Below are 18,487 nucleotides of genomic sequence, written 5' to 3'. Positions count from 1 at the left end.
GGCTCAGGGCTTCAGGGGGGCCCAGGCCATCGTGGCGTTGAACTTCTTGCACCAGATCAGCACCGACCCCTGCTTGCTCAGGTCGATCGAGGCGGGGATCACGTAGCTCTGGGCGCCGGCGGCGGATTTGAGCGAGGCGAGAATCGTGTAGCTGCCGGCCTTGAGCGGAAACGCTGGGGCCTTGGTGCTCGCCAGGGGGGTGGCCGACGGACTGAAGATCACCTTCAGATCGGGGGCCATGTCGTTGGTCTTGAAGTCGCTGCTGAGCACCAGCACCTGTTTGCCAGCCTCTTTCTTGATCTGGAAACTGCCGCTGACGGGCGCCTCGGCCTTGCGGAAGCTGCCCTTGGCCATCGCGCCAGTGGGAGCCATCATCTTGTCCTCCTTCATCATGCTTTGCGCATGAACGGGAACGGCGGAACCGCCGAGCATGGCCAAGGCAAGGGCGCTGACCAGTGTTGTCTTGAGAGCCGTCATGACGAATGAATGCAGACAGAGTTGGAAAGCCAAGGCCATGAACCGAAGCGGCATGGTCCTCAGACCTTCGCTCTACCGATGAGCTCACCGATCGGATTGGTGCTGAAGGATCCTGGTTGGCGGCGTGTTGTCCCCCTTGGGCTGTACGTGCTGCTCAAGGGGCTGGATGCCACGGCACTCAAGGGGCTGCAGACTTACGGCGCCGCCCATCCCGTCGGTGGCGAGAACCCGATCAGCTTCTGCAACGTGTTCTTCGTGGCCCAGCTGGTGGTCGGCCTGGCGTACCTGCTCCCTGGCCACGCCGGGATCCGGCCTGGCCTGGCACTCCTGAAACCAGCCGATCGCTGGCTGTTGTTCATCGATGCGGGCCTGGGGTTGTTCATCGGTCCGATCGCCTATTACTTCGCCCTCGAATCCCTTTCGGTGATCAGCCAGACCCTGCTGTTCTCCCTGGTCCTGCCGGTTTCCGCTCTGTTGGCCAGGCAGTTCCTGGCGGAACCCTTGCCACAAGGCTTCTGGATCAGCCTCGTCTTGATCGCCACCGGTCTGTTGTTGCCGGGGGCGGCCATGGCGATGTCAGGGGGCCATGGCGATCAGCTCCGAGGTTACGGCTGGGCCCTGGTCGGGGTGCTGGCCTTGGGCTCCACCGCCGTGACCGGCCGTGCCATCGCCACCCGGCAATGGCCGGCCGTGATCACCGTGGGGGTCCCCTCAACGGTGACCGCCCTGGTGTTCGGCTTGATCGCCCTGGCGCTGTTCGGCCCCGGCCACTTCCACCTGCTCAACCTGAGCTGGGTTGTCGGGGTGATCCTGGTCTACGGCCTCACCCTCTCCCTGGGAAGCAACCGGGCCCTTCGGCTGGCCTACCGCCACTGCAGCGTGGCCACCGTGTCGATCTGGGGCTCCCTCACCATCGTCGTGGCGATCGCCAGCGCCGCCCTGCTGCTGGGGGAACCGCTGGGCATCGTCACCGTCGCTGGGCTGGTGCTGTTGCTGGCGGGGGTGATGGTCAGCCACCGCTCGAACCCATCCAATCAGGCCCTTCGGCGGTACATGCCATGACGGGAGCTGAACCACCAACACCATGGGACGCCATCGACCCCTTGCCCCGTGCCTTGACTCAGCGGGAGCAGGATCAACCGCACCGGACTCCGCCATTCGACGACCTGGCCGGGCTGTACGACACCTACGCGGGCCCTGTGTATCGCCTGGCCCTGCGCCTCTGCCGCAACAGCTCGGAGGCGGAAGATCTCTGTCATGACGTTTTTCTGCGCTTCTGGCGGCAGGATCGCTACGAACCCTCCCGCGGGCCGCTGCTGGCCTACCTCCTGCTGTTGACCCGATCGATGGCGATCAACCGGATCAACCAGCGCAAGAACCGCTGGCAACTGGTGCAACGGTGGTCAGAGCAGCTGTTTCCAGCGGGCGTGCCCGATCCCCAGGCCAGGGTCGAAGCGGACGATCTGGCCGAGCGGGTCCGAACGGCCCTCGAGGCGATCCCCGCCAACCAACGCCAGGTGCTGGAGATGGCCTATTACGAGGGGCTGAGTCAATCGGCGATCAGCGAAAAACTCCAGCAGCCCCTCGGCACCATCAAGACCCGCTCCCGCCAGGGGCTGATCCGTCTTCGGGAGCTGCTGATCGATTTCCGGAACCAGCCATGAACCCCCACAACCCACCCTCTGGAGCCGAGATTGACGCCCTGCTGGCCGGCCAGGCGCTCGGCGATCTCGATGGGGCCGAGCGTCAGAAACTGGCGGAACTGCTTCAGCAGAATCCTGCCCTGCAGGAGCGGCTGAGCGAATTCCAGACCACCCTGGAGCTGCTGCCCCTCGCCCTGCCGGTGGCTGCCCTGCCGCCGCCCCGGTTGCGCCAGCGCTTGCTGGCCCAGCCAGCCCATCGCAGCCAGGCCAGATCCCTGGGGTGGGTGATACTGGCGCTGCTGAGCCTGGCCCTGGTGGGCCTTGGCCTCGAGCTGCGCCAGACCCGCCAGCAACTGGCTCAGATCCAGACCCAGCTCCAAGCCCAAGCCCCTGGATGGTCATCCGACACCCCGGGGTTGAGCAGGCGACTCCCGTTGGAGGCTGCCGAACCCGGCCTCCAGGCCAGTGGTGAGGTGATGGTGACGGGCAATCCCACCCACAACGTGCTGATGCTGAATCACCTGCCACCGCCGCCGCCCCACCACGTCTACCGGCTCTGGGCCACCGTGGGCGGCGAGAAGGTGGGATGCGTTTCCTTCCTGCCAACCGAGCAGGGCCATGTGGCGATGTTGATCCCGCCGATGCCCACCAGCCTGGCCACCAGCGTGAGCGTGAGCGTGGAAAACGATCCGGTCGGAGCGAAGCCCACCGGCCCCTTCGTGCTCACCAGCAGCCTCTGAGCCACCGGCCAAAGGGGGCGACGCCCCTGTGGGTTCTCTCACCCCGCCGTGGCCGGCCCTTGATCGCCCTCTCTCCCCTTGCGTTTGGTCACAAGCTGGTTAAAGGAATTGCCCCAGGACCCGCAGCCACGCCTTAACGGTTCGTTACGTGATGATGGGGAGCCTGCAAGCCTTCGCGGTGCCCGCCCGATGACCGTCGCCCCCAGCCGCCCAGCCACCGACTACGACCGCGCCGACTGGGCCAGTGCCTTCCGCAATGTGGGCAGCGAGCTCACCGCTGTGGGCCAGGAGGCCAGTTCGGGCACGATCCCGGCCGAGCTGAGCGGCACCCTGTATCGCAATGGGCCGGGGCGGCTGGAGCGGGGCGGCCGCTGGGTGCATCATCCCTTCGATGGTGACGGCATGATCACCGCCCTGCGGTTCGAGGCCGGCGCGGCTCACCTCACCAACCGCTTCGTGCGCACGGAGGGCTGGCAGGCGGAAGAGGAGGCGGGCCAGTTCACCTACCGCGGCGTGTTCGGCACCCAGAAGCCCGGCGGGCCCGTGGCCAATGCCTTCGACCTGCGGCTCAAGAACATCGCCAACACCCATGTGGTGCGGCTAGGGGACAAGCTGCTGGCCCTGTGGGAGGCCAGCTCTCCCCACGCCCTCGACCCCGAAACGCTTGACACCAAGGGCATCGATCTCCTCGGCGGCACCCTGGCCACTGCTGAGGCCTTCAGCGCCCACCCACGCTTTGATCCCGGCCATCACGGCGGCCGGCGCATGGTCACCTTCGGCGTCAAGGCCGGACCGCGCAGCACGATCCGGCTGATGGAATTCGACGCCGAAGGCGCCGAGTCTGGAGCCCTGGTGGCGGATCAGAAACGCCAGTTCAAGGGATTCGCCTTCCTGCATGATTTCGCGATCACGCCCCAATGGGCCGTGTTCCTCCAGAACGCCGTGTCGTTCAATCCGCTTGGCTTCGTGTTCGGCCTCAAGGGGGCCGCCCAGTGCCTGGGCTCCAAGCCCGGTGTGCCCGGCGAGTTCTGGCTGGTGCCCCGCTCCGGCGAAGGTGAGGCGCTGCAGGTGCCAGCTCCCGAGGGTTTCGTGTTTCACCACCTCAACGCCTACGAGGAGCCCGGCGTTGGCGCCGCCGGCACGGTGGTGGTGGATTCGATCTTCTATGCCGACTTCCCGTCGATCGGCCCAGGTGTGGACTTCCGCGACGTGGACTTCGCCACCCTGCCGATCGGCCAGCTCAAGCGCTGCCGCATCGACCTGGCTGTCGGCACCGTTTCCACCGAGGTGCTGGAGGAGCGCTGCTGCGAATTCGCCACGGTGAACCCCAAACGGGTGGGCCTTAAGGCCCGCCATGCCTGGATGGCGGTCACCGAGAAGGAGCTGGGAAATGCCCCGTTGCAGGCGATCGAGAAGCTTGACCTGGACACCGGTGAGCGGCTGCTCTGGAGTGCCGCGCCCCGGGGCTTCGTCAGCGAACCGGTGATGGTGCCGCGAGCCGGAGGAACCGCAGAGGACGACGGCTGGCTGCTGGTGGTGGTCTGGAATGGGGCCCGCTGCGCCAGCGATCTGGTGATCCTCCGCGCCGACGACCTCAGCGAGCAGGCGGTGCTGCCCCTGCCCCTGGCCATCCCCCACGGCCTGCACGGCAGCTGGGTGGAGGCCGGCTGAGATGGTGCGGCTGCTCCTTGTGTTGATCCTGCTCTGGCTCCCCCTGCCAGCCGAAGCCTCCCTGCTGCACCTGGCAGGGCCAGTGCCGGAGAGCCTTGGTCTGAGGGGCGGCCAGCTCGCACCCTGCCTTTCTGCAGCCCACTGCGTTCGAGAGGACTGGCCCTGCGCCGATCCGGTCGCGGCCTTGGAGCAACTGAGGCCGGTGGTGGCGGCCCTGCCCGGCGCCCGCATCGAAGCCGATCGACCAGGCTCGGCTCAGTCTGCAGGACCCCCTGGCTACCTCCATGCCACGGCCGAAAGCAGCCTTTTCGGCTTCATCGACGACCTCGAACTGGCCGCCGATCCCCAGCGTGGGGTGCTTGAAATCCGCTCGGCGTCCAGGCTGGGGGATTCCGATCTCGGCGTGAACCGGCGCAGGGTGGAGCAGTTGCGGGCCGCCCTCGGCCCCTGAGGCTGCTTGATCAACCGCGGAGATGACGGGCCAGGGTGGCCGCGGAGAACACGTGACCGCTCTCCTGGCCGATGAGCACAACAGCACTGGCATCGGCGGCGGCCTCGACCCGGAGCTTGAGGGCAGGGTCGGCTTCCACCTCGGACAGGAAGGCACTGAGCTGGGATTTGGACATGGGAGTGGCCTTCGGGTCACCTTCTGTCCTAGTCGGTCCGGGCGCTGCTCATCGAAAGCAGTGCCGCCAGCCTGGGCAGCAGGACCCGCAGCGCCTGGCCCCGGTGGCCCACCCGTCGCTTCTGTTCGGGATCCATCTCGGCGAAGCTGAGCATCAGCTCGGGAACGTAGAAGACGGGGTCGTAGCCAAACCCTCCGGTTCCCTGCGGAGCGCTCAGAATCTCCCCTTCGCAGATCCCCTCCACCTCAAGGGCGATCCGGCCGCTGGGATCCGCCACCGCCAGGGCGGCCGTGAACCTGGCTTGCCGGCCGGGCTTGCCGGCCGGGCCTGCGATGGCGTTGGCGGCCTCCAGTTCCCGCAACAACCGGGCGATTCGCTCCGGATCCGTCGGGGCATAGCGCGCCGATCGGATCCCCGGCTCGCCACCGAGGGCCTCCACCGAGAGGCCCGAATCATCGGCCAGGGTCCATTCACCGGTGGCCCGCGCCACCGCCTCCGCCTTGAGGCGCGCGTTGGCGGCGAAGCTGGCGCCTGTTTCCTCCACCTCCAGCCCCTCGGGTTGGGGGCGGAGCTCCAGGTCGACGGCCGGCTGGCACAGGAACCGGCGGAACTCGCCGAGCTTGCCGGCATTGCCGGTGGCGATCACCAGCAGCCCGGTCACACCGCCTCGGCGTAGTGCCGCGCCCAGGCCAGCACGGCCTCAACCCTCTCGGCCGTGGGGGCTTCGCAGTAGAGCCGCAGCAGGGGCTCGGTGCCGGAGAAGCGCAGCATCAGCCAGTGGCTCGGCCCCAGGCGCAACTTGACCCCGTCCGTGCGGATGACCTCCTGCACCGCTGCTCCCGCCACCTCTCCCGGCGGGGCTTCCGCCAGCTGGGCCTCCAGGTGCTCCCGGCTGGCCATGTCCTTCAGGCGCAGATCGAGGCGGTCGTAGGAGCCGCCACCGCCATGGGCCGCCTGCAGGCGGTCGAGCCGCTCCCCGAGGGGCAGGCCTCCCTCCACCAGCGCCTCCACCAGCAGCAGGGCGGCCAGCAGGGCATCCCGTTCGGGCAGGTGCACGCCGAAGCCGACCCCGCCCGATTCCTCACCGCCGACGAGCACGTCACCGGTCAGCATTTCGGCGGCGATGTACTTAAAGCCCACCGGCTTCTCGATCACACGCCTGCCGAGCCCTTCGGCCACCAGCTGCATCAGGTCGGAGCCGCTCACGGTCTTGATCACCGCTCCGGGCAGGGAACGGGCGCGGGCCAGGTGGTCGATCAGCAGTGGCATCAGCAACTGGGTGCTGCAGTAGCGGCCGTGCTCATCGATGGCGGCGATGCGGTCGCCATCGCCATCGAACACGAGCCCCACCGCCGGCCGGCCAGCTGCGCCGGAGGCCTGCACCGCGGCGATCAGCTCGCCCAGATAGGGGGCGAGCGGTTCGGGGGGGTGACCACCGAAGAGGGGATCCCGGTTGGAGCGGATCTCCAGGATCGCCGCGGACCCGGAACCGCTGCCTCCGAGAAGGGCTGGCAAACCACCAGCGGCGGAGCCGTGCATCGGATCGACGATCACTTGCAGGCCGAGTGCTTCCAGGCCCTGGCTCAACCGGGCGGTGTCCACCTGGCGGCGCAAGCCGTTCAGGTAGCCGCTCCAGCCGTCAAAGCGGGGGGTGTCACCCGAGATCGGCACGGTGATGCCGCCCGCCTCCAGGCGCTGCTCCACCCGGGCGGTGAAATCCCCTTCCACCGAGCCGCCGAAGTGGCCCTTGATCTTCAGACCGAGCCATTCGGGGGGGTTGTGGCTGGCGGTGATCACCAGCGCCCCCAGCGAGCCCCGCTCCACCACTGCCCAGCTGCAGGCCGGTGTTGGCACGGCGGTGTCGGTGAGCAGGGGCTCCAGGCCGGCCCCCCGCACGGCGCTGGCGATCGCCTCGGCCAGCTCCGGTGCCAGGAAACGGCGGTCGTAGCCGATCACCACCTCGCGGCTGTGCAGATCCACGGGGGCCGACCGTTCCAGTTCCCTGGCCGCGGCAGCCGCCACCGGCAGCAGGCGCTCGACCGTGATGTCGACGCCGAGGATGCCGCGCCAGCCATCGGTGCCGAACTTGATCGGGCTGGGCTCCAGGGGGAGGGGTGCGGAAACCATCGAGCGAGGGAGCGACAGGAAGCTCGTAGCAGGGGGACAAGGCCAGCGGGGGGAAGGAGGTGCCGGCCTGGTGGCAGGCCACCAGGCGCCTAGCCTGGCCCCATGCCTCTTGCCGTTCAGACCCAGGTCGTGACCGACCGGTTGTTGCGCAGCTGGTTGCGCTGCCGACGGCGGGCCTGGCTGGACCGCCACGGCGACCCGGCGCAACGGCTGTGGAGCGCCCATCGCACCCTGCAGCTCGACGACCAGCAACGTTGTTTCGTGAGCCTGCTGGGCCAGCGTCCCGGCAAGGGTGAGGCGGCCTGCCTGGCCGGCGCCCCCGCCGTGGTGGGAATGCGGCTGGTGGAGCGGACGCCCGGGGGACTCCAGCTGGAAGGCCATCCGCCCCTGCTGGTGCGCACGACCGGCCGCAGCCGCTGGGGGGACCATGCCTACCAGCCTGCCCTGGCCCGCCAGGGCAGGCGCCTCACCCGCGAACACCGCCTGGTGCTGACCTTCTGGGGGCGTCTGCTGGCGGGAACGCAAGGGGAAGCGGTGAGCCATGGCCTCGTGGTGGCTGGCCACGGCCGCCGCCAGGAGCGCGAGCAACTTCCCCTCACCCCGGGCCTCAGCCGTCAGCTGGAGGAGGCCCTGCCCAGGCTCGCCGACGACCTGGACGCCCGGGTGCCACCCCCCCTGGTGAACGACCGCCGCAAGTGCGTGCTCTGCTCCTGGCGTGGTGCCTGCGACCGAGAAGCGGCCGCCTCGGGCCATCTCAGCGAGGTGAGTGGGGTTGGTGGCAAGCGCCGGGAGCTGCTGATCGAACTGGGGCTGCAACGCCTCACCGATCTGGCCGAGGCCGATCCCGACACTCTCGCCGATGGGTTGGAGGCCCACGGCGAGCAGCACCGGGAACTGGCGGCCCAGTTGGTGGCCCAGGCTCAGGTGCAGCAAATGGGCGTGCCCCTGCGGATCCCCCGGGCCGCCGGCTCCGCTGGGCTCTGCCTGCCCGAGTTGAGCCAGGCTGAGGGTGTGCTCGTCTACGACATCGAATCCGATCCCGATGCCCGCGACGACTTCCTGCACGGCTTCCTGCGGATCCCCCGCGAGCCTGATGGCTCCTGGCCCAGCCACGCCGAGGCGGCAACCTACCAACCGATCCTGGCGTTGCAGGAGCACGGCGAAGCCCGACTCTGGCGGCGGCTGCGGAACTTGCTGGATCGCCATCCCGGCTGGCCCTTGCTCCATTTCGGCGAAACCGAATCGATCGGGCTGACCCGCCTGGCCCAGCGCCAGGGAGCGACGGAGCACGAGGTGCGGCTGCTGCGGGCCCGGATGGTGGACCTGCACCAGCGCCTGCGGCAGCACTGGCTGCTGCCGGTGAACAGCTACGGCCTCAAGGCGGTGGCCACCTGGCTCGGTTTCCGCTGGAGCCAGAAGGGGGTGGAGGGGGCCCGCTGCCTGCTCTGGTGGCGCCAGTGGCGCGGCGATGGCACCCACCCTGGCCGGGGCAGCCGCCACAACCTGCTGCGGATCCTCCGCTACAACCACGACGACACCCTGGCCACCTGGGCTGTGGCCAGCTGGCTGCTGGCTCAGGACCCCCTGCCGGCGACGGAGCTCCCGGCCCCCACCGGCGGAGCCTGGAACCCGGCCGGGGTGGAGATCGCCAGCGGCAGGCCGCCGGCCAGCAGGGTGCCCTCCGCGAGGAACTGACGCCGCACCAGGGCCAGGCCGATCAGCCGGCGGGGGTGGGCCCCATCGGCGGGCAGCTCCAGGCAGGAGGTGATCCGTCCGGCCCGCTCGCCGGCGGCGCTGAACAGCGGGGCTCCAGCTGCCGGGGCTTCCGCCACGGCAGCTGGCTGGGCCTGGTCAGGGACCCAGGCCCAGCGCCTCAGTTGCTGCTTGACCCCGTCGTAGGTGGCGAGCTTGGCGAGGGTTTCCTGGCCCACGTAACAGCCCTTGCTGAGGCTGACCCGCTCCGCCAACCCCAACTCGAACGGATTCAGCTCGTCGTTGATCTCGGCCGGCAGAGCGGGCTCGCCCTGCTGCAGCCGCCAGCGCTCTTGATCCACCCCCGCAAGCTCCGGCAGGCGCTCCAGCCAGGCGGGGGTGGGTTGATCGGCTCGAAGCACCACCCGCTTGGGAGCCTCCAGCAGCCAGCCCCTGCCAGGTTCCGCCCCCAGCGCGCGCCAGTCTCCCGCCGCCAGCACGGTGATCAGCCTGGCCTCCTGGGGAGCGACGAGCACCACCTGATCGGCGGGGAACAGCACCCGATCGAGCGCCTGGTGGATCGCGCGACCCTCACCGACAGTGATCAGCAGCCAGGCGCCGCTGGCGTCCACCAGCACCTCCGCCAGCCCCCGGATCCGGGCCGTGGGGGTGATGCAGCAGGTGGAGAGGACAGCGCCCGGCCGGGCACGCTCCAGATCCTGGCTGGTCTGGCCATGGAGGAAGCGCAGCACCCCGGCGCCGTCGAGGCGGATCAACCAGGCCGGTTGCTGCCAGCGGCAGGGCTGCGGTGGCTGCCACTGCCAGGGGTCGAAAGGGGGACGGCTCACAGCGGAGGAAGGGTTCGCGGCACTCAGCCTTGCAAACCCCGGGCGGCGGCGGCGATCTCCTCCAGCAGATAAATGCTGCGCAGCTCCAGTCCCTCCGCCGCCAGGGTTTCGAGGCCCCCCTCCTGGCGGTCGACGATCGTGACCACCCGCTCGATCTGGAAGCCTTCCTGGCGCAACTGCTGCACCGCCTTGAGCGAAGAGCCGCCGCTGGTGACCACGTCTTCCAGCACGGTGATCCGGCTGCCGGCGGGGGGGAGCGGACCCTCCAGCCATGCGCCGGTTCCATGGCCCTTGGCTTCCTTGCGCACGATCAGGGCATCCAGGTTTCGCCCCGCCAGGGCCGCGGCCATCGCCACCCCGGACACCAGCGGATCGGCGCCGAGGGTCAGGCCGGCCACGGCGGCGGCATCCGGCTCCACCTGCTCCAGCAGCAGCGCCGAGAGGGAGGCCAGCCCGGACCCGCTCAGGCTGACCGGCTTGCAATTGATGTAGTGGTCGCTGCTGCGGCCCGAAGCCAGGGTGAAGCGGCCGTGGCGGTAGGAGCGGCTGGCCAGCAGGGCGAGGACGATGGCCCGGTGGTGGGTTGGTGTGGAGATCGGCGGCATGGAATCCGGAGGGGGGTTCTCTTCGGTGCGGTTCGCTTGGAGGCGGTTGTCCTGATCTGCAGGGGCGACCCCGGTGCTGTCCACCCCGGGCCACCAGGGCATATGCGGATCGACTACCTACATTGATGGACAACTGTTGCCAGCAGCCCAGCATGGGCCACCCCCTTCCCCGGCGGCATCTCCGCTCCCAGCAGCGTCACCGCCCCACCGTTGCTGTCGGCTGTGGCTTGGTCGCCCTGGCGACCGCCAGCCTCACCTTGCCCTCCCTGCCGGCGGTGGCGGCTCCGGTGGTCTGCACCACCACCCTGGAAGCTCCGCCCCAGGGGGGGAGGAAAGGGGTGGCCGCTGCGACGGGTCCGATCGAGCTCACCCGCTGCGGCGTGGTGGAAACCACCGACGCCCTGGTGGACCGGCGCGCATTCACCTGGCGATCCAGCTTTGCCCGGGGCGTCAGCCTCACCCACCAGATCACCGACATCCTCGGCATCGCGATGGGGGGAAGCGATGGCAACACGGTGATGGGGCTGGGTTTCCCGGACCAGGCGATCGTCTGGGATGGTTCGGCGATTCAGAACACCACGGCGGCATTGCTGGAGGAGCAGGGCTCGCCGATTCCCTGGCGCAGCGGCGACCTGCCCAACCAGTTCACCAGCAGCCTCCAGACCGGCACGGAATTGTCCGCCATTCCGATCTCCCAGCTCGGCGGTTACCAGCCTTCGCCTGGGCTTTTCGCTGGACCAGGCAGGGTTTCCGGCCCTCGTTACACCCCTGCCGATGCCCCCGTCCGGGGGCTCTGGTAGCGGCACCGGGGGGTCTAGCAATCTGGTGAATGCAGCGGGCTCATAATCCGCCTGAGCCGAGTTCGATCCTCGGGACCCCCATCCAGGACTCACCAGACACGGGCAGCCATGGCCCGCGCAAGGTTGGCATTGGCATTCCTTGATTTCGGCGTAACGGAACCGAAATCACTAGAGTGAGTAAGCGCTCACTCACTATGGCCCGTCACCCCTTCCCTGGCACCCTGGTCCGTCCAAAGGCGCCGCCGCCCACGGCCCAGCCCCTGCCCGATGCTCCCCCAGGGTCGGCCTCGGTACGGCCAGCTGGAAAGCCGCTCTGGCTGATCCCCTGGCTGGCCTTGGCCGTGGCCGCAGGGATCGGCGGCTGGATGGCTGTGCACAAAGGATCCGTGGAAACCGATGACGCCCAGGTGCAGGCGAGCCTGACCCAAATCTCCAGCCGGGTTGGTGGCACGATCTCCCTGGTGGCCGTCGCGGACAACCAGACGGTTGCGGCCGGCGCATTGCTCGTCGCGCTCGATGACCGTGACGCTCGCACCCAGCTCCAGCTCACCGAAGCGAACCTTCGCGAAGCCGAGCGCCAGGCCGCAGCCCTGACGGCCCAGACCGGCAGCACCGCCAGCGCGGCCCAGGCGGCCGGCAGCCAGGCCAGGGCCGATCAGGAGGAGGCGAGCGCCGAGTTGATCCGCAGCGGCGCCGAACTCAGACGCCTGGAGTTTCTGCTCAGCCAGGGGGGCGTGTCCCAGCAGGACGTGGACCGTGCCCGCGCCACCTACCGGCAGGCCCTGGGCCAGCGGACCCGCAGCGTGGCCACCGCCCAGCAGGCCCGCTCCAGCGATCGGCAGGTGGGCGTGGACACCCAGAAAGCCTCCGCCGCCCGGGCCCGCATCGACCAATTCCAGGCCTCCGTGGCGGCGGCGCGCCTGCAGCTGTCCTACACGCGGTTGCTGGCGCCCGTGGCCGGCCGCATCGGCGCCCGCCAGGCGGAACCGGGTCGCCAGGTGCAGACCGGCCAGCCGCTGATGCTGCTGGTGGGGGCCCAACCCTGGGTAGAGGCCCACTTCAAGGAAACCCAGCTGGAGGCCCTGCGGGCGGGCAAGGCTGCTGAGATCAGGCTCGATGCCTTTCCGGGCAGGGTCTTCGCCGGCCACATCGTCAGCCTGGCGCCGGCCTCAGGGGCCCGCTTCGCCCTGCTCCCCCCCGACAACGCCACCGGCAACTTCACCAAGGTGGTGCAGCGGGTGACCGCGCGGATCGCCTTCGATGAACGTTCCGGCTCGGCCCAGCTGCCCGCCGCGATTCGCCAGCAACTGGTCCCGGGCCTTTCGGCCTCGGTGCGGGTGCAGCGGTCGTGAGCGTCGCCGCCGGCGCGCCCGTGCCGGAGCGGCTCACCGGCCGGCAGTGGGCCGTGGTGCTCACGGCGTCGCTGGCGGCCCTGCTGGAGGTGCTCGACACGAGCATCACCAACGTGGCCCTCACCAGCATCCAGGCCAGCCTCGGCGCCACCCTGGCGGAGGTGGGCTGGGTGGTGACCGGCTACGCCATGGCCAATGTGGTGATGATCCCGCTGATCGCCTGGCTGGGCGACGTTTTCGGGCAGAACCGCACCTTCGTGTTTTCGCTGGCGGGCTTCACCGTGGCCTCGGTGCTGTGCGGCCTGGCCCCCACCCTGCCGGCCCTGGTGGCTGCCCGGATCCTGCAGGGCCTGCTGGGCGGCGGGCTGCTGGCCAAGGCCCAGTCGATCATGTTCCAGTCGGTGCCGCCCTCATTGCAGGGCAAGACCCAGGGGGTGTTCGGCGTGGTTCTGCTGGCCGGCCCGGCCCTGGGCCCGACCCTCGGCGGCGTGCTCACCGATGCGCTGGGCTGGCGCTGGATCTTTTTCGTCAACCTGCCCTTCGGGATCCTGGCGGTGCTGATGGCCCTGGCGGTGATGCCCCCGGAGCGGAGCGCCGAGCTGGCCCGGCGCCGCAGCAGCGTCGACTGGGTTGGGATCTGCCTGCTGATTCTTTGCCTGGCCAGCCTCCAGATCGTGCTCGAGCAGGGCCGCCAGTTCGACTGGTTCGAGAGCGCGGCCATCGTTCAGCTGACCCTGCTCTCGGCCGTGTGTCTGCCGGTGTTCGTGATCTGGGAACTGAACCAGGCCCGGCCGGCGGTGGATCTGCGGGTGCTCCGGCACCGGTCCCTGGCCGCCGGCAGCCTGTTTTCGATGGTGCTGGGCCTGGGCCTCTACGGCACGGTCTTCGTGGTGCCGATCTTTGCCCAGTCCGTGCTGGGCTACACGGCCACCCAGACCGGGCTGCTGCTGCTGCCGGGGGCCTGCGCCTCGGCCCTCACCATGGGACTGCTCAGCCGCCAGGTGGCCCGCTTCGATCCCCGCCTCCTGATCGTGGTGGGCTCCCTGCTGATGGTGCTGACGATGGGCTGGATGGGCGCCATCAGCCCGAGCACCGGGGAAGACTCCCTGTTCTGGCCCCTGATCCTGCGCGGGGCGGCCACCGTGATGATGTTCCTGCCCCTCAGCCTGGCCAGCCTCGGGACGTTGCCCCGCGACGAGGTGGGAGCGGGCAGCGGCCTGTTCAACCTCACCCGCCAGCTGGGGGGAAGCTTCGGGATTGCCCTGCTCACCGTGGTGATCGATCACCGCAGCAGCCTGCACCGCGCCCACCTGGTGGAGGCCCTGGCCACCACCAACCCCCTGCTCTTGGAGCGGCTGCAGGTGCTGCAGCAATGGCTGCAATCCCAGGGCAGTGCCGCGGGGCAGCTGCAGGACCAGGCCCTGGAGATGCTCAATCGGCAGGTGAATCAACAGGCGGCTTTGCTGGCCTTCGGCGACGTCTTCCAGGTGGTGGGGGCGGTGTTCCTGGCCGCGATCCCCCTGGTGTTACTGCTGGGCCGGCCGTCGGTGGCCCCAGCCCCCTGAACAGCACGGCCAGGGCCTGGCGGGTGCGGGAGGGGAGGTCGGTGAGGCTGCCGTTGATCAGGCCCTGCAGCATCAGGCCCTGGTAGACGGCGAGCACCTGGCCGGCCAGTTCCGGAGCGTCCAGCAGCGGGTCGAGGAGCCGCCGCTCCTGGGCGCTTTGCAGCAGCCCGGTGATGCGCTGGCGGTAACGGGCCATGAAGGCCTTGCCCGTTTCGCGGGCGGCGCTGGTTTCGGGCCGTTGCAGTTCGGCGAACAGCATGCGCAGCAGGCCCGGATGCTCCTGCACGAAGCCCACGTGGGCCAGCAGGATCGCCTCCACCCGCTCCAGGGGATGGACCAGCCCGCCAGGATCGACGGCATCGAAGCGCTGCCACAGCGCCTCGGTGGCCCAGCGCACGGTTTCGGCCCAGAGGTCGTCCCGGCAGGGGAAGTGACGGAACAGAGCCCCGTGGCTGAGGCCCATGCGCTCGGCGATCGCCGCGGTGCTGATCGCGTCAGGCGACACCGAGGCGGCCAGCTCGATCAGGGCCCGCACGGCGTCGGCGCGGCGTTCGGCGGCGGGAGAGGAGAGGGCCCGGGCCACGCGAAGACTCCAAGTGAGTGAATACTCACTTTAGGAGCAGGCCTGCCCTCCTGGAATGCTCAGACCGCCGTCACCAGCTGACGCCGTGCAGTTTGGGCAGGGGCGCGGTCTGGCTGGTGACGGCGAACAGCCGGGGGATGCGATGGCTGTTGTACACCCGGAATTCCTCCACGAGGCTGACCCCTTCCTTGCGAACGGCCTGGTTGAGCACCAGGGAGCCGTCGGGGTCGGAAACGGAACGGTGGAAGGTGCCTGGGGGAATCCGCAGGATGTCACCGCCGGTGTCGAGCCGCACGATGTGAAAGGGATAGTTCCAGCCCAGGTTCACCAGAAAGAAGGTGCGGCCGCCATGCATGGCGAGCAGGTTGTCCTCCTGGTGGGGGTGCAGGTAGAACTGCCAGGCGCCCGATTCCGGGTCATCCGGTGGGCTGATCGCCGGGCCCGTGTGCACCACAAGGTCGCGGGCATTGGAGGTGGGCACCGTGATGTCGAAGAAGCGAACCGACGGGGTGTCGCGGAACTTCTCGTAGGGAATCAGCTCGAACATCGGCGCCGGCCTTGGCGCTTTTGATTCGCTGGTCTGCAGGACGGAGCTGGACATTGGAACAACGCCGGCCGCAAGGTGACGTTTGAAAGTCGTTCCACCTAACCGAAGGCTTCCGCGTCCGAGCCGTGCGGACCGCTACGGAACCCAGGTCGGGTGACGGAATCCAATCCGGGGGTGGCCGGTGAACAAGGTTTGATCGTACAAGTCAGCAGGACCCTGCCCGCGACGTCGCTCCGATTCACCTCGCTTGAATGCCCCACACCCTGTGCCAATCGTGACCCAGCAGACCTGGTGGTGGCAGGGTCCGGTGGCGGAGGATCTGGCCGCGATTCTGGGGAACGAACTGGTGGCCAGCGGCGATCTGAAGGTGGTGGAGCTCAGCAACCTCAAGCAGGTGCTCTCGGAGCAGGAGCTCACCGACCTCGGCATCGTGCGCAAGGGCCAGAACGGGGCCCAGAAGGGCCAGATGACCCGCGCCTGCTAGATCGTGCTGGGCACCGTCACCTCCTACGACTCCAACGTGGAGAGCAAGAGCTCGGGCAGCAATTTCGGCCTGCTCGGTTTCTGCACCAAGCAGCAGCAGGTCGAAACCAGGGATTAGCTGGCGATCGACATCCGGGTCGTCGACAGCACCACCGGTGAGGTGGTGGGCCGCCGCACCGTGGAGGGCCGGGCCAGCAACAGCGCCGAAGCGAAGGCGCAGGGGGTCAGCCTGCTGCCGGTGGCGGTCGGCGCCTTGCTGCTGGCCCCGAACTTGGGCCGCGCCGGCCAGGTGCTCACCGGCGCCGCCGGCACCTTGAACTTCGGCTCCAACAATGCCCAGACCCTGCGGACCCCCGCCGCCAAGGCCATCCGCGCCACCCTGATCGACGCCTCCAGCTACGTGAGCTCCCTGCTGGTGCCCAGGGACAACTGCATGGCCAGCTTCGAGGCCCAGGACCAGCAACGGCGCCAGCGCACCGGCGGCACCCTGAAGCTGGAGTGAGGTCTGGCCAGTCTCAGAAGGGAATCGGCATGTCCGCTTCGGCCGGAAGGGGCGCACAGGCCGGCACCCGCTCTGCCACCACCTGGCCGATCACCACGATGGCCGGTGATTCAAAGCTCTCCGCTTCCACCCGGTCGGCCAGGACGCCGAGGCTGGCCACCAGCTCCCGCTGGCCCCGCACGGTGCCCTGCTGGATCACGGCAACAGGGGTGGCGGGGTCGAGGCCGCCGGCCATCAATTCCTCGCCGATGCGGCGCAGGTTGTGCAGGCCCATGTAGATCACCAGGCCGTCGCTGCTGCGGGCCAGGCCGCGCCAGTCAACGCCGGGGCGGGCCTTGTCGATCTCCTCGTGGCCGGTCACGAAGGTGACGCTGGAGCCGGCACTCCGGTGGGTGATCGGAATCCCCATGTAGGCCGGCGCCGCGATCCCCGCGGTGACGCCGGGCACCACCTCCACCGCCACGCCCTGGCGCACCAGGTGGGCTGCCTCCTCGCCGCCGCGGCCGAACAGGAACGGATCGCCGCCCTTGAGCCGCACGATGCAGCGGCAGCGCTGGGCCAGCTGCACCAGCACGGCGTTGGTGGTGGGCTGGGGAACCGAGTGGTGGCCTCGCCGCTTGCCGACGAAGTGCCGTTCGCAGCCGGCCGGGACGAGATCGAGCAGGGCCCGGGGCACCAGAGCGTCATGGACGAGGGCATCGCACTGGCGCAGCAGGCGGTGGGCCTTGAGGGTGAGCAGCTCGGGATCCCCGGGTCCGGCCCCCACCAGGTACACCTTGCCGGTCATGGCAGGGCCTCGAGCTCCCGCACCAACAGCTGCCGGAACCGGGGGCGCGCCAACAGGGGAGCCCCGAGCTGATCGGGAAGGCTTTCCGTGAGCCGGTTGGCCGCCAGGGTCAGGGGCAGGGCCCTGGGATGGATCGCCAGTTTGATCTCCTGCAGATCTGCCGCAGTGTATGGAGTGGGCAGGAACCGGGCCTGGGTGACGGACTGGAGATGGGCGAGATACCGGGCGCCCAGGCCATCCTCCAGCGGGTGATGCAGCAGCAGGGGTGCCCTGGGGCCGGAGTCCGCTGAGCCGCCTCGCGCCTGAACCATGGCGGCCAGTTCGGCGGCCAGGGCCCGCTGCCAGATGGGCCAGGCCCCCAGAAAGGGCAGGCGGCGCACGGGGCCGTGGGCACGCCAGACGGCGGCGATGGCAGGCACGTCGACGCGAACGTGGCTGCCGGGCAGCAGGAACAGCGGCACCACTGAGAGCCAGGGCGTGAGACCCACCGATCCAGCCAGGGTCCCGAAGCTGGCCGGGGTTGGCGGCGTGCCGCCGGTCAGAACCTGGATCCGCACCGGCCTGCCGCGCCGCTCCTCCAGCTCGCCCGCCAGGGCCAGCAACTCCCCGGGAATCACCCCGCCAGCTCTGCCGTGCACGATCAACAGAAGCGGGCTGGGCGCCAGGGCCCCCCAGCGGCGGCGCAACCGATCTGCCACGGCTGGATCCAGCCGGCGGCCGGTGAGGGGGAGCAGGGCCCAGCGGCCCCGGGGCAGGCGGGCCAGCAGGTCGACCGCCTGGCCCGCCAGCTGGGGCTGGAGGTCGGTGGCGAGGGTCAGCAGGTGCTGGCGGAGCGGCGTCAGCGGCCAGGCGCTCAGGCCCAGAGCCAGGGCCTCCAGGGCCGCCAGGCGCAGGGGCAGCGGGCCAGCCTCCAGGCTGAGCCGGGCGAGCAGCGCGTAATCGGTGGGATCCCGCTGGTGGCCCAGCAAGGGCAGCAAAGGCACCCGGCTCTGCAGGCTGGAGCGCTCCAGCACGGCCTGGCGCAACAGGGCCCCGCAACGGGGGGTACGGGCCCGGGCGATCAACGGGAGCAGGGTGGGATCGGTTGACCCCCCCAACCACCAGGCCAGCAGCCGTTCGCTGCCGGCGGCATCGAGCCGTTCGGCCAGCACGGCCAACAGGTCGCTCTCGGCGCCCAGCTCACCCCGTTCGAGGGCCTCGAGCCAGGGGGCGAGATCGGGGTCGCCCTGGCGTCGCAACCGCTGCAGCCAGGGCCAGCGCTCCGAACTCCCCGGTGGCGGCAGCGCAGAGGGGATCAGGGAAGGGTCCAAGGGGGAGGAGGTTGCCCCGCTCTCAGGGGCGGCGGGCCTGGCCCACGATGGCACCGCCATTCCGGGCCGTAATAGCAGGCGGCCTGCCTGTAGCGGTTGATACGTTTGGTGCCATTGACGGGCCGGCCC

The 18,487-nt window shown here is 69.6% G+C and carries 19 protein-coding genes, 1 tRNA gene and 2 pseudogenes; 12 read left to right on the top strand and 10 right to left on the bottom strand.

All coding sequences use genetic code 11. The features are described from left to right. Positions 1-3: 3 nt before the first annotated feature. A complete protein-coding gene (locus KBY66_RS05430; protein ID WP_255088214.1) occupies positions 4-477 on the bottom strand; it encodes a DM13 domain-containing protein in 474 nt (157 codons plus the stop codon). A 78-nt stretch (positions 478-555) separates the two neighbouring features. Between KBY66_RS05430 and KBY66_RS05425 the strand changes: the two genes are divergently transcribed. The 5 genes from KBY66_RS05425 to KBY66_RS05405 all read left to right on the top strand — a co-directional run bounded on the left by KBY66_RS05425 (position 556) and on the right by KBY66_RS05405 (position 4,982). Next, positions 556-1,539 carry a DMT family transporter gene (locus KBY66_RS05425; protein ID WP_255088213.1) on the top strand — a complete coding sequence of 328 codons (984 nt, stop codon included), beginning with the start codon at positions 556-558 and terminating at the stop codon, positions 1,537-1,539. Beyond that, positions 1,536-2,141 carry a sigma-70 family RNA polymerase sigma factor gene (locus KBY66_RS05420; protein WP_255088212.1) on the top strand — a complete coding sequence of 202 codons (606 nt, stop codon included), beginning with the start codon at positions 1,536-1,538 and terminating at the stop codon, positions 2,139-2,141. Before KBY66_RS05425 ends, KBY66_RS05420 begins: the two co-directional genes overlap by 4 nt. Beyond that, positions 2,138-2,860: an anti-sigma factor domain-containing protein gene (locus KBY66_RS05415; RefSeq protein ID WP_255088211.1), complete on the top strand. Its 723-nt coding sequence runs from the start codon at positions 2,138-2,140 to the stop codon at positions 2,858-2,860. The genes KBY66_RS05420 and KBY66_RS05415 overlap by 4 nt, the downstream gene beginning before the upstream one ends. Positions 2,861-3,049: 189 nt before the next feature. After that, complete coding sequence (locus KBY66_RS05410) at positions 3,050-4,531, top strand: carotenoid oxygenase family protein (protein WP_255088209.1); 1,482 nt, start codon at positions 3,050-3,052, stop codon at positions 4,529-4,531. A gap of 1 nt (position 4,532) precedes the next feature. Continuing rightward, positions 4,533-4,982, top strand: coding sequence for a DUF1499 domain-containing protein (locus KBY66_RS05405; RefSeq protein ID WP_255088208.1), 450 nt, complete (start codon positions 4,533-4,535; stop codon positions 4,980-4,982). Positions 4,983-4,992: 10 nt separating this feature from the next. On the opposite strand, the gene KBY66_RS05400 is transcribed toward KBY66_RS05405, so the two are convergent. Genes KBY66_RS05400 through KBY66_RS05390 form a run of 3 tightly spaced genes read right to left on the bottom strand, consistent with a single transcriptional unit; the run spans position 4,993 to position 7,284 of the window. After that, complete coding sequence (locus KBY66_RS05400) at positions 4,993-5,157, bottom strand: Nif11-like leader peptide family natural product precursor (RefSeq protein ID WP_255088207.1); 165 nt, start codon at positions 5,155-5,157, stop codon at positions 4,993-4,995. 28 nt (positions 5,158-5,185) lie between these two features. Further along, positions 5,186-5,818: an RdgB/HAM1 family non-canonical purine NTP pyrophosphatase gene (rdgB, locus tag KBY66_RS05395; protein ID WP_255088206.1), complete on the bottom strand. Its 633-nt coding sequence runs from the start codon at positions 5,816-5,818 to the stop codon at positions 5,186-5,188. Further along, the gene (locus KBY66_RS05390) at positions 5,815-7,284 is read right to left on the bottom strand and encodes a phosphoglucomutase/phosphomannomutase family protein (protein WP_255088205.1); all 1,470 of its coding nucleotides are present in this window, start codon (positions 7,282-7,284) and stop codon (positions 5,815-5,817) included. The genes rdgB and KBY66_RS05390 overlap by 4 nt, the downstream gene beginning before the upstream one ends. Positions 7,285-7,386: 102 nt before the next feature. Here KBY66_RS05390 and KBY66_RS05385 point away from each other — a divergent pair, with 102 nt between their 5' ends. Then, positions 7,387-8,979, top strand: a complete 1,593-nt coding sequence (locus KBY66_RS05385) for a TM0106 family RecB-like putative nuclease (protein WP_255088203.1) — start codon at positions 7,387-7,389, stop codon at positions 8,977-8,979. Positions 8,980-9,161: 182 nt separating this feature from the next. Here KBY66_RS05385 and KBY66_RS15715 read toward each other — a convergent pair. Both KBY66_RS15715 and pyrE read right to left on the bottom strand, forming a co-directional pair. Next, positions 9,162-9,338 (bottom strand): annotated as a pseudogene (locus KBY66_RS15715) (tRNA-modifying protein YgfZ); the annotation flags it as partial. 509 nt (positions 9,339-9,847) lie between these two features. Next, positions 9,848-10,429, bottom strand: coding sequence for an orotate phosphoribosyltransferase (pyrE, locus tag KBY66_RS05375; protein ID WP_255088306.1), 582 nt, complete (start codon positions 10,427-10,429; stop codon positions 9,848-9,850). A gap of 152 nt (positions 10,430-10,581) precedes the next feature. Between pyrE and KBY66_RS05370 the strand changes: the two genes are divergently transcribed. The 4 genes from KBY66_RS05370 (at position 10,582) to KBY66_RS05355 (ending at position 14,146) form a co-directional block, all read left to right on the top strand. Next, the gene (locus tag KBY66_RS05370; RefSeq protein WP_255088202.1) at positions 10,582-11,229 is read left to right on the top strand and encodes an occludin/ELL family protein; all 648 of its coding nucleotides are present in this window, start codon (positions 10,582-10,584) and stop codon (positions 11,227-11,229) included. An 8-nt stretch (positions 11,230-11,237) separates the two neighbouring features. Continuing rightward, positions 11,238-11,310, top strand: a tRNA-Ile gene (locus KBY66_RS05365). Between the two features lie 113 nt (positions 11,311-11,423). Further along, positions 11,424-12,581 (top strand): HlyD family secretion protein, encoded by a 1,158-nt coding sequence (locus KBY66_RS05360; RefSeq protein WP_255088201.1) that lies wholly within the window; start codon positions 11,424-11,426, stop codon positions 12,579-12,581. Continuing rightward, positions 12,578-14,146, top strand: coding sequence for a DHA2 family efflux MFS transporter permease subunit (locus tag KBY66_RS05355; protein ID WP_255088200.1), 1,569 nt, complete (start codon positions 12,578-12,580; stop codon positions 14,144-14,146). Before KBY66_RS05360 ends, KBY66_RS05355 begins: the two co-directional genes overlap by 4 nt. A 415-nt stretch (positions 14,147-14,561) precedes the next feature. Here KBY66_RS05355 and KBY66_RS15710 read toward each other — a convergent pair. Next, positions 14,562-14,681: pseudogene (locus KBY66_RS15710) on the bottom strand (TetR family transcriptional regulator); the annotation flags it as partial. Between the two features lie 118 nt (positions 14,682-14,799). Then, the gene (locus tag KBY66_RS05345) at positions 14,800-15,276 is read right to left on the bottom strand and encodes a redox protein (protein ID WP_255088304.1); all 477 of its coding nucleotides are present in this window, start codon (positions 15,274-15,276) and stop codon (positions 14,800-14,802) included. A 274-nt stretch (positions 15,277-15,550) separates the two neighbouring features. Between KBY66_RS05345 and KBY66_RS15705 the strand changes: the two genes are divergently transcribed. Continuing rightward, positions 15,551-15,760 (top strand): CsgG/HfaB family protein, encoded by a 210-nt coding sequence (locus KBY66_RS15705; protein ID WP_315855484.1) that lies wholly within the window; start codon positions 15,551-15,553, stop codon positions 15,758-15,760. A 162-nt stretch (positions 15,761-15,922) separates the two neighbouring features. Beyond that, a complete protein-coding gene (locus KBY66_RS15700) occupies positions 15,923-16,261 on the top strand; it encodes a hypothetical protein (protein WP_315855483.1) in 339 nt (112 codons plus the stop codon). 13 nt (positions 16,262-16,274) lie between these two features. On the opposite strand, the gene cobA is transcribed toward KBY66_RS15700, so the two are convergent. Beyond that, positions 16,275-17,048 (bottom strand): uroporphyrinogen-III C-methyltransferase, encoded by a 774-nt coding sequence (gene cobA, locus KBY66_RS05335; protein WP_255088199.1) that lies wholly within the window; start codon positions 17,046-17,048, stop codon positions 16,275-16,277. After that, positions 17,045-18,358, bottom strand: coding sequence for a CbiX/SirB N-terminal domain-containing protein (locus KBY66_RS05330; RefSeq protein ID WP_255088197.1), 1,314 nt, complete (start codon positions 18,356-18,358; stop codon positions 17,045-17,047). Before KBY66_RS05330 ends, cobA begins: the two co-directional genes overlap by 4 nt. Between the last annotated feature and the right edge of the window lie 129 nt (positions 18,359-18,487).

This window comes from Synechococcus sp. Tobar12-5m-g (genome assembly GCF_024345415.1).
Lineage (GTDB): Bacteria > Cyanobacteriota > Cyanobacteriia > PCC-6307 > Cyanobiaceae > Regnicoccus.
Note: the sequence above shows the minus strand (reverse complement) of the source record. Positions and strands in the feature narration are given on the sequence as shown.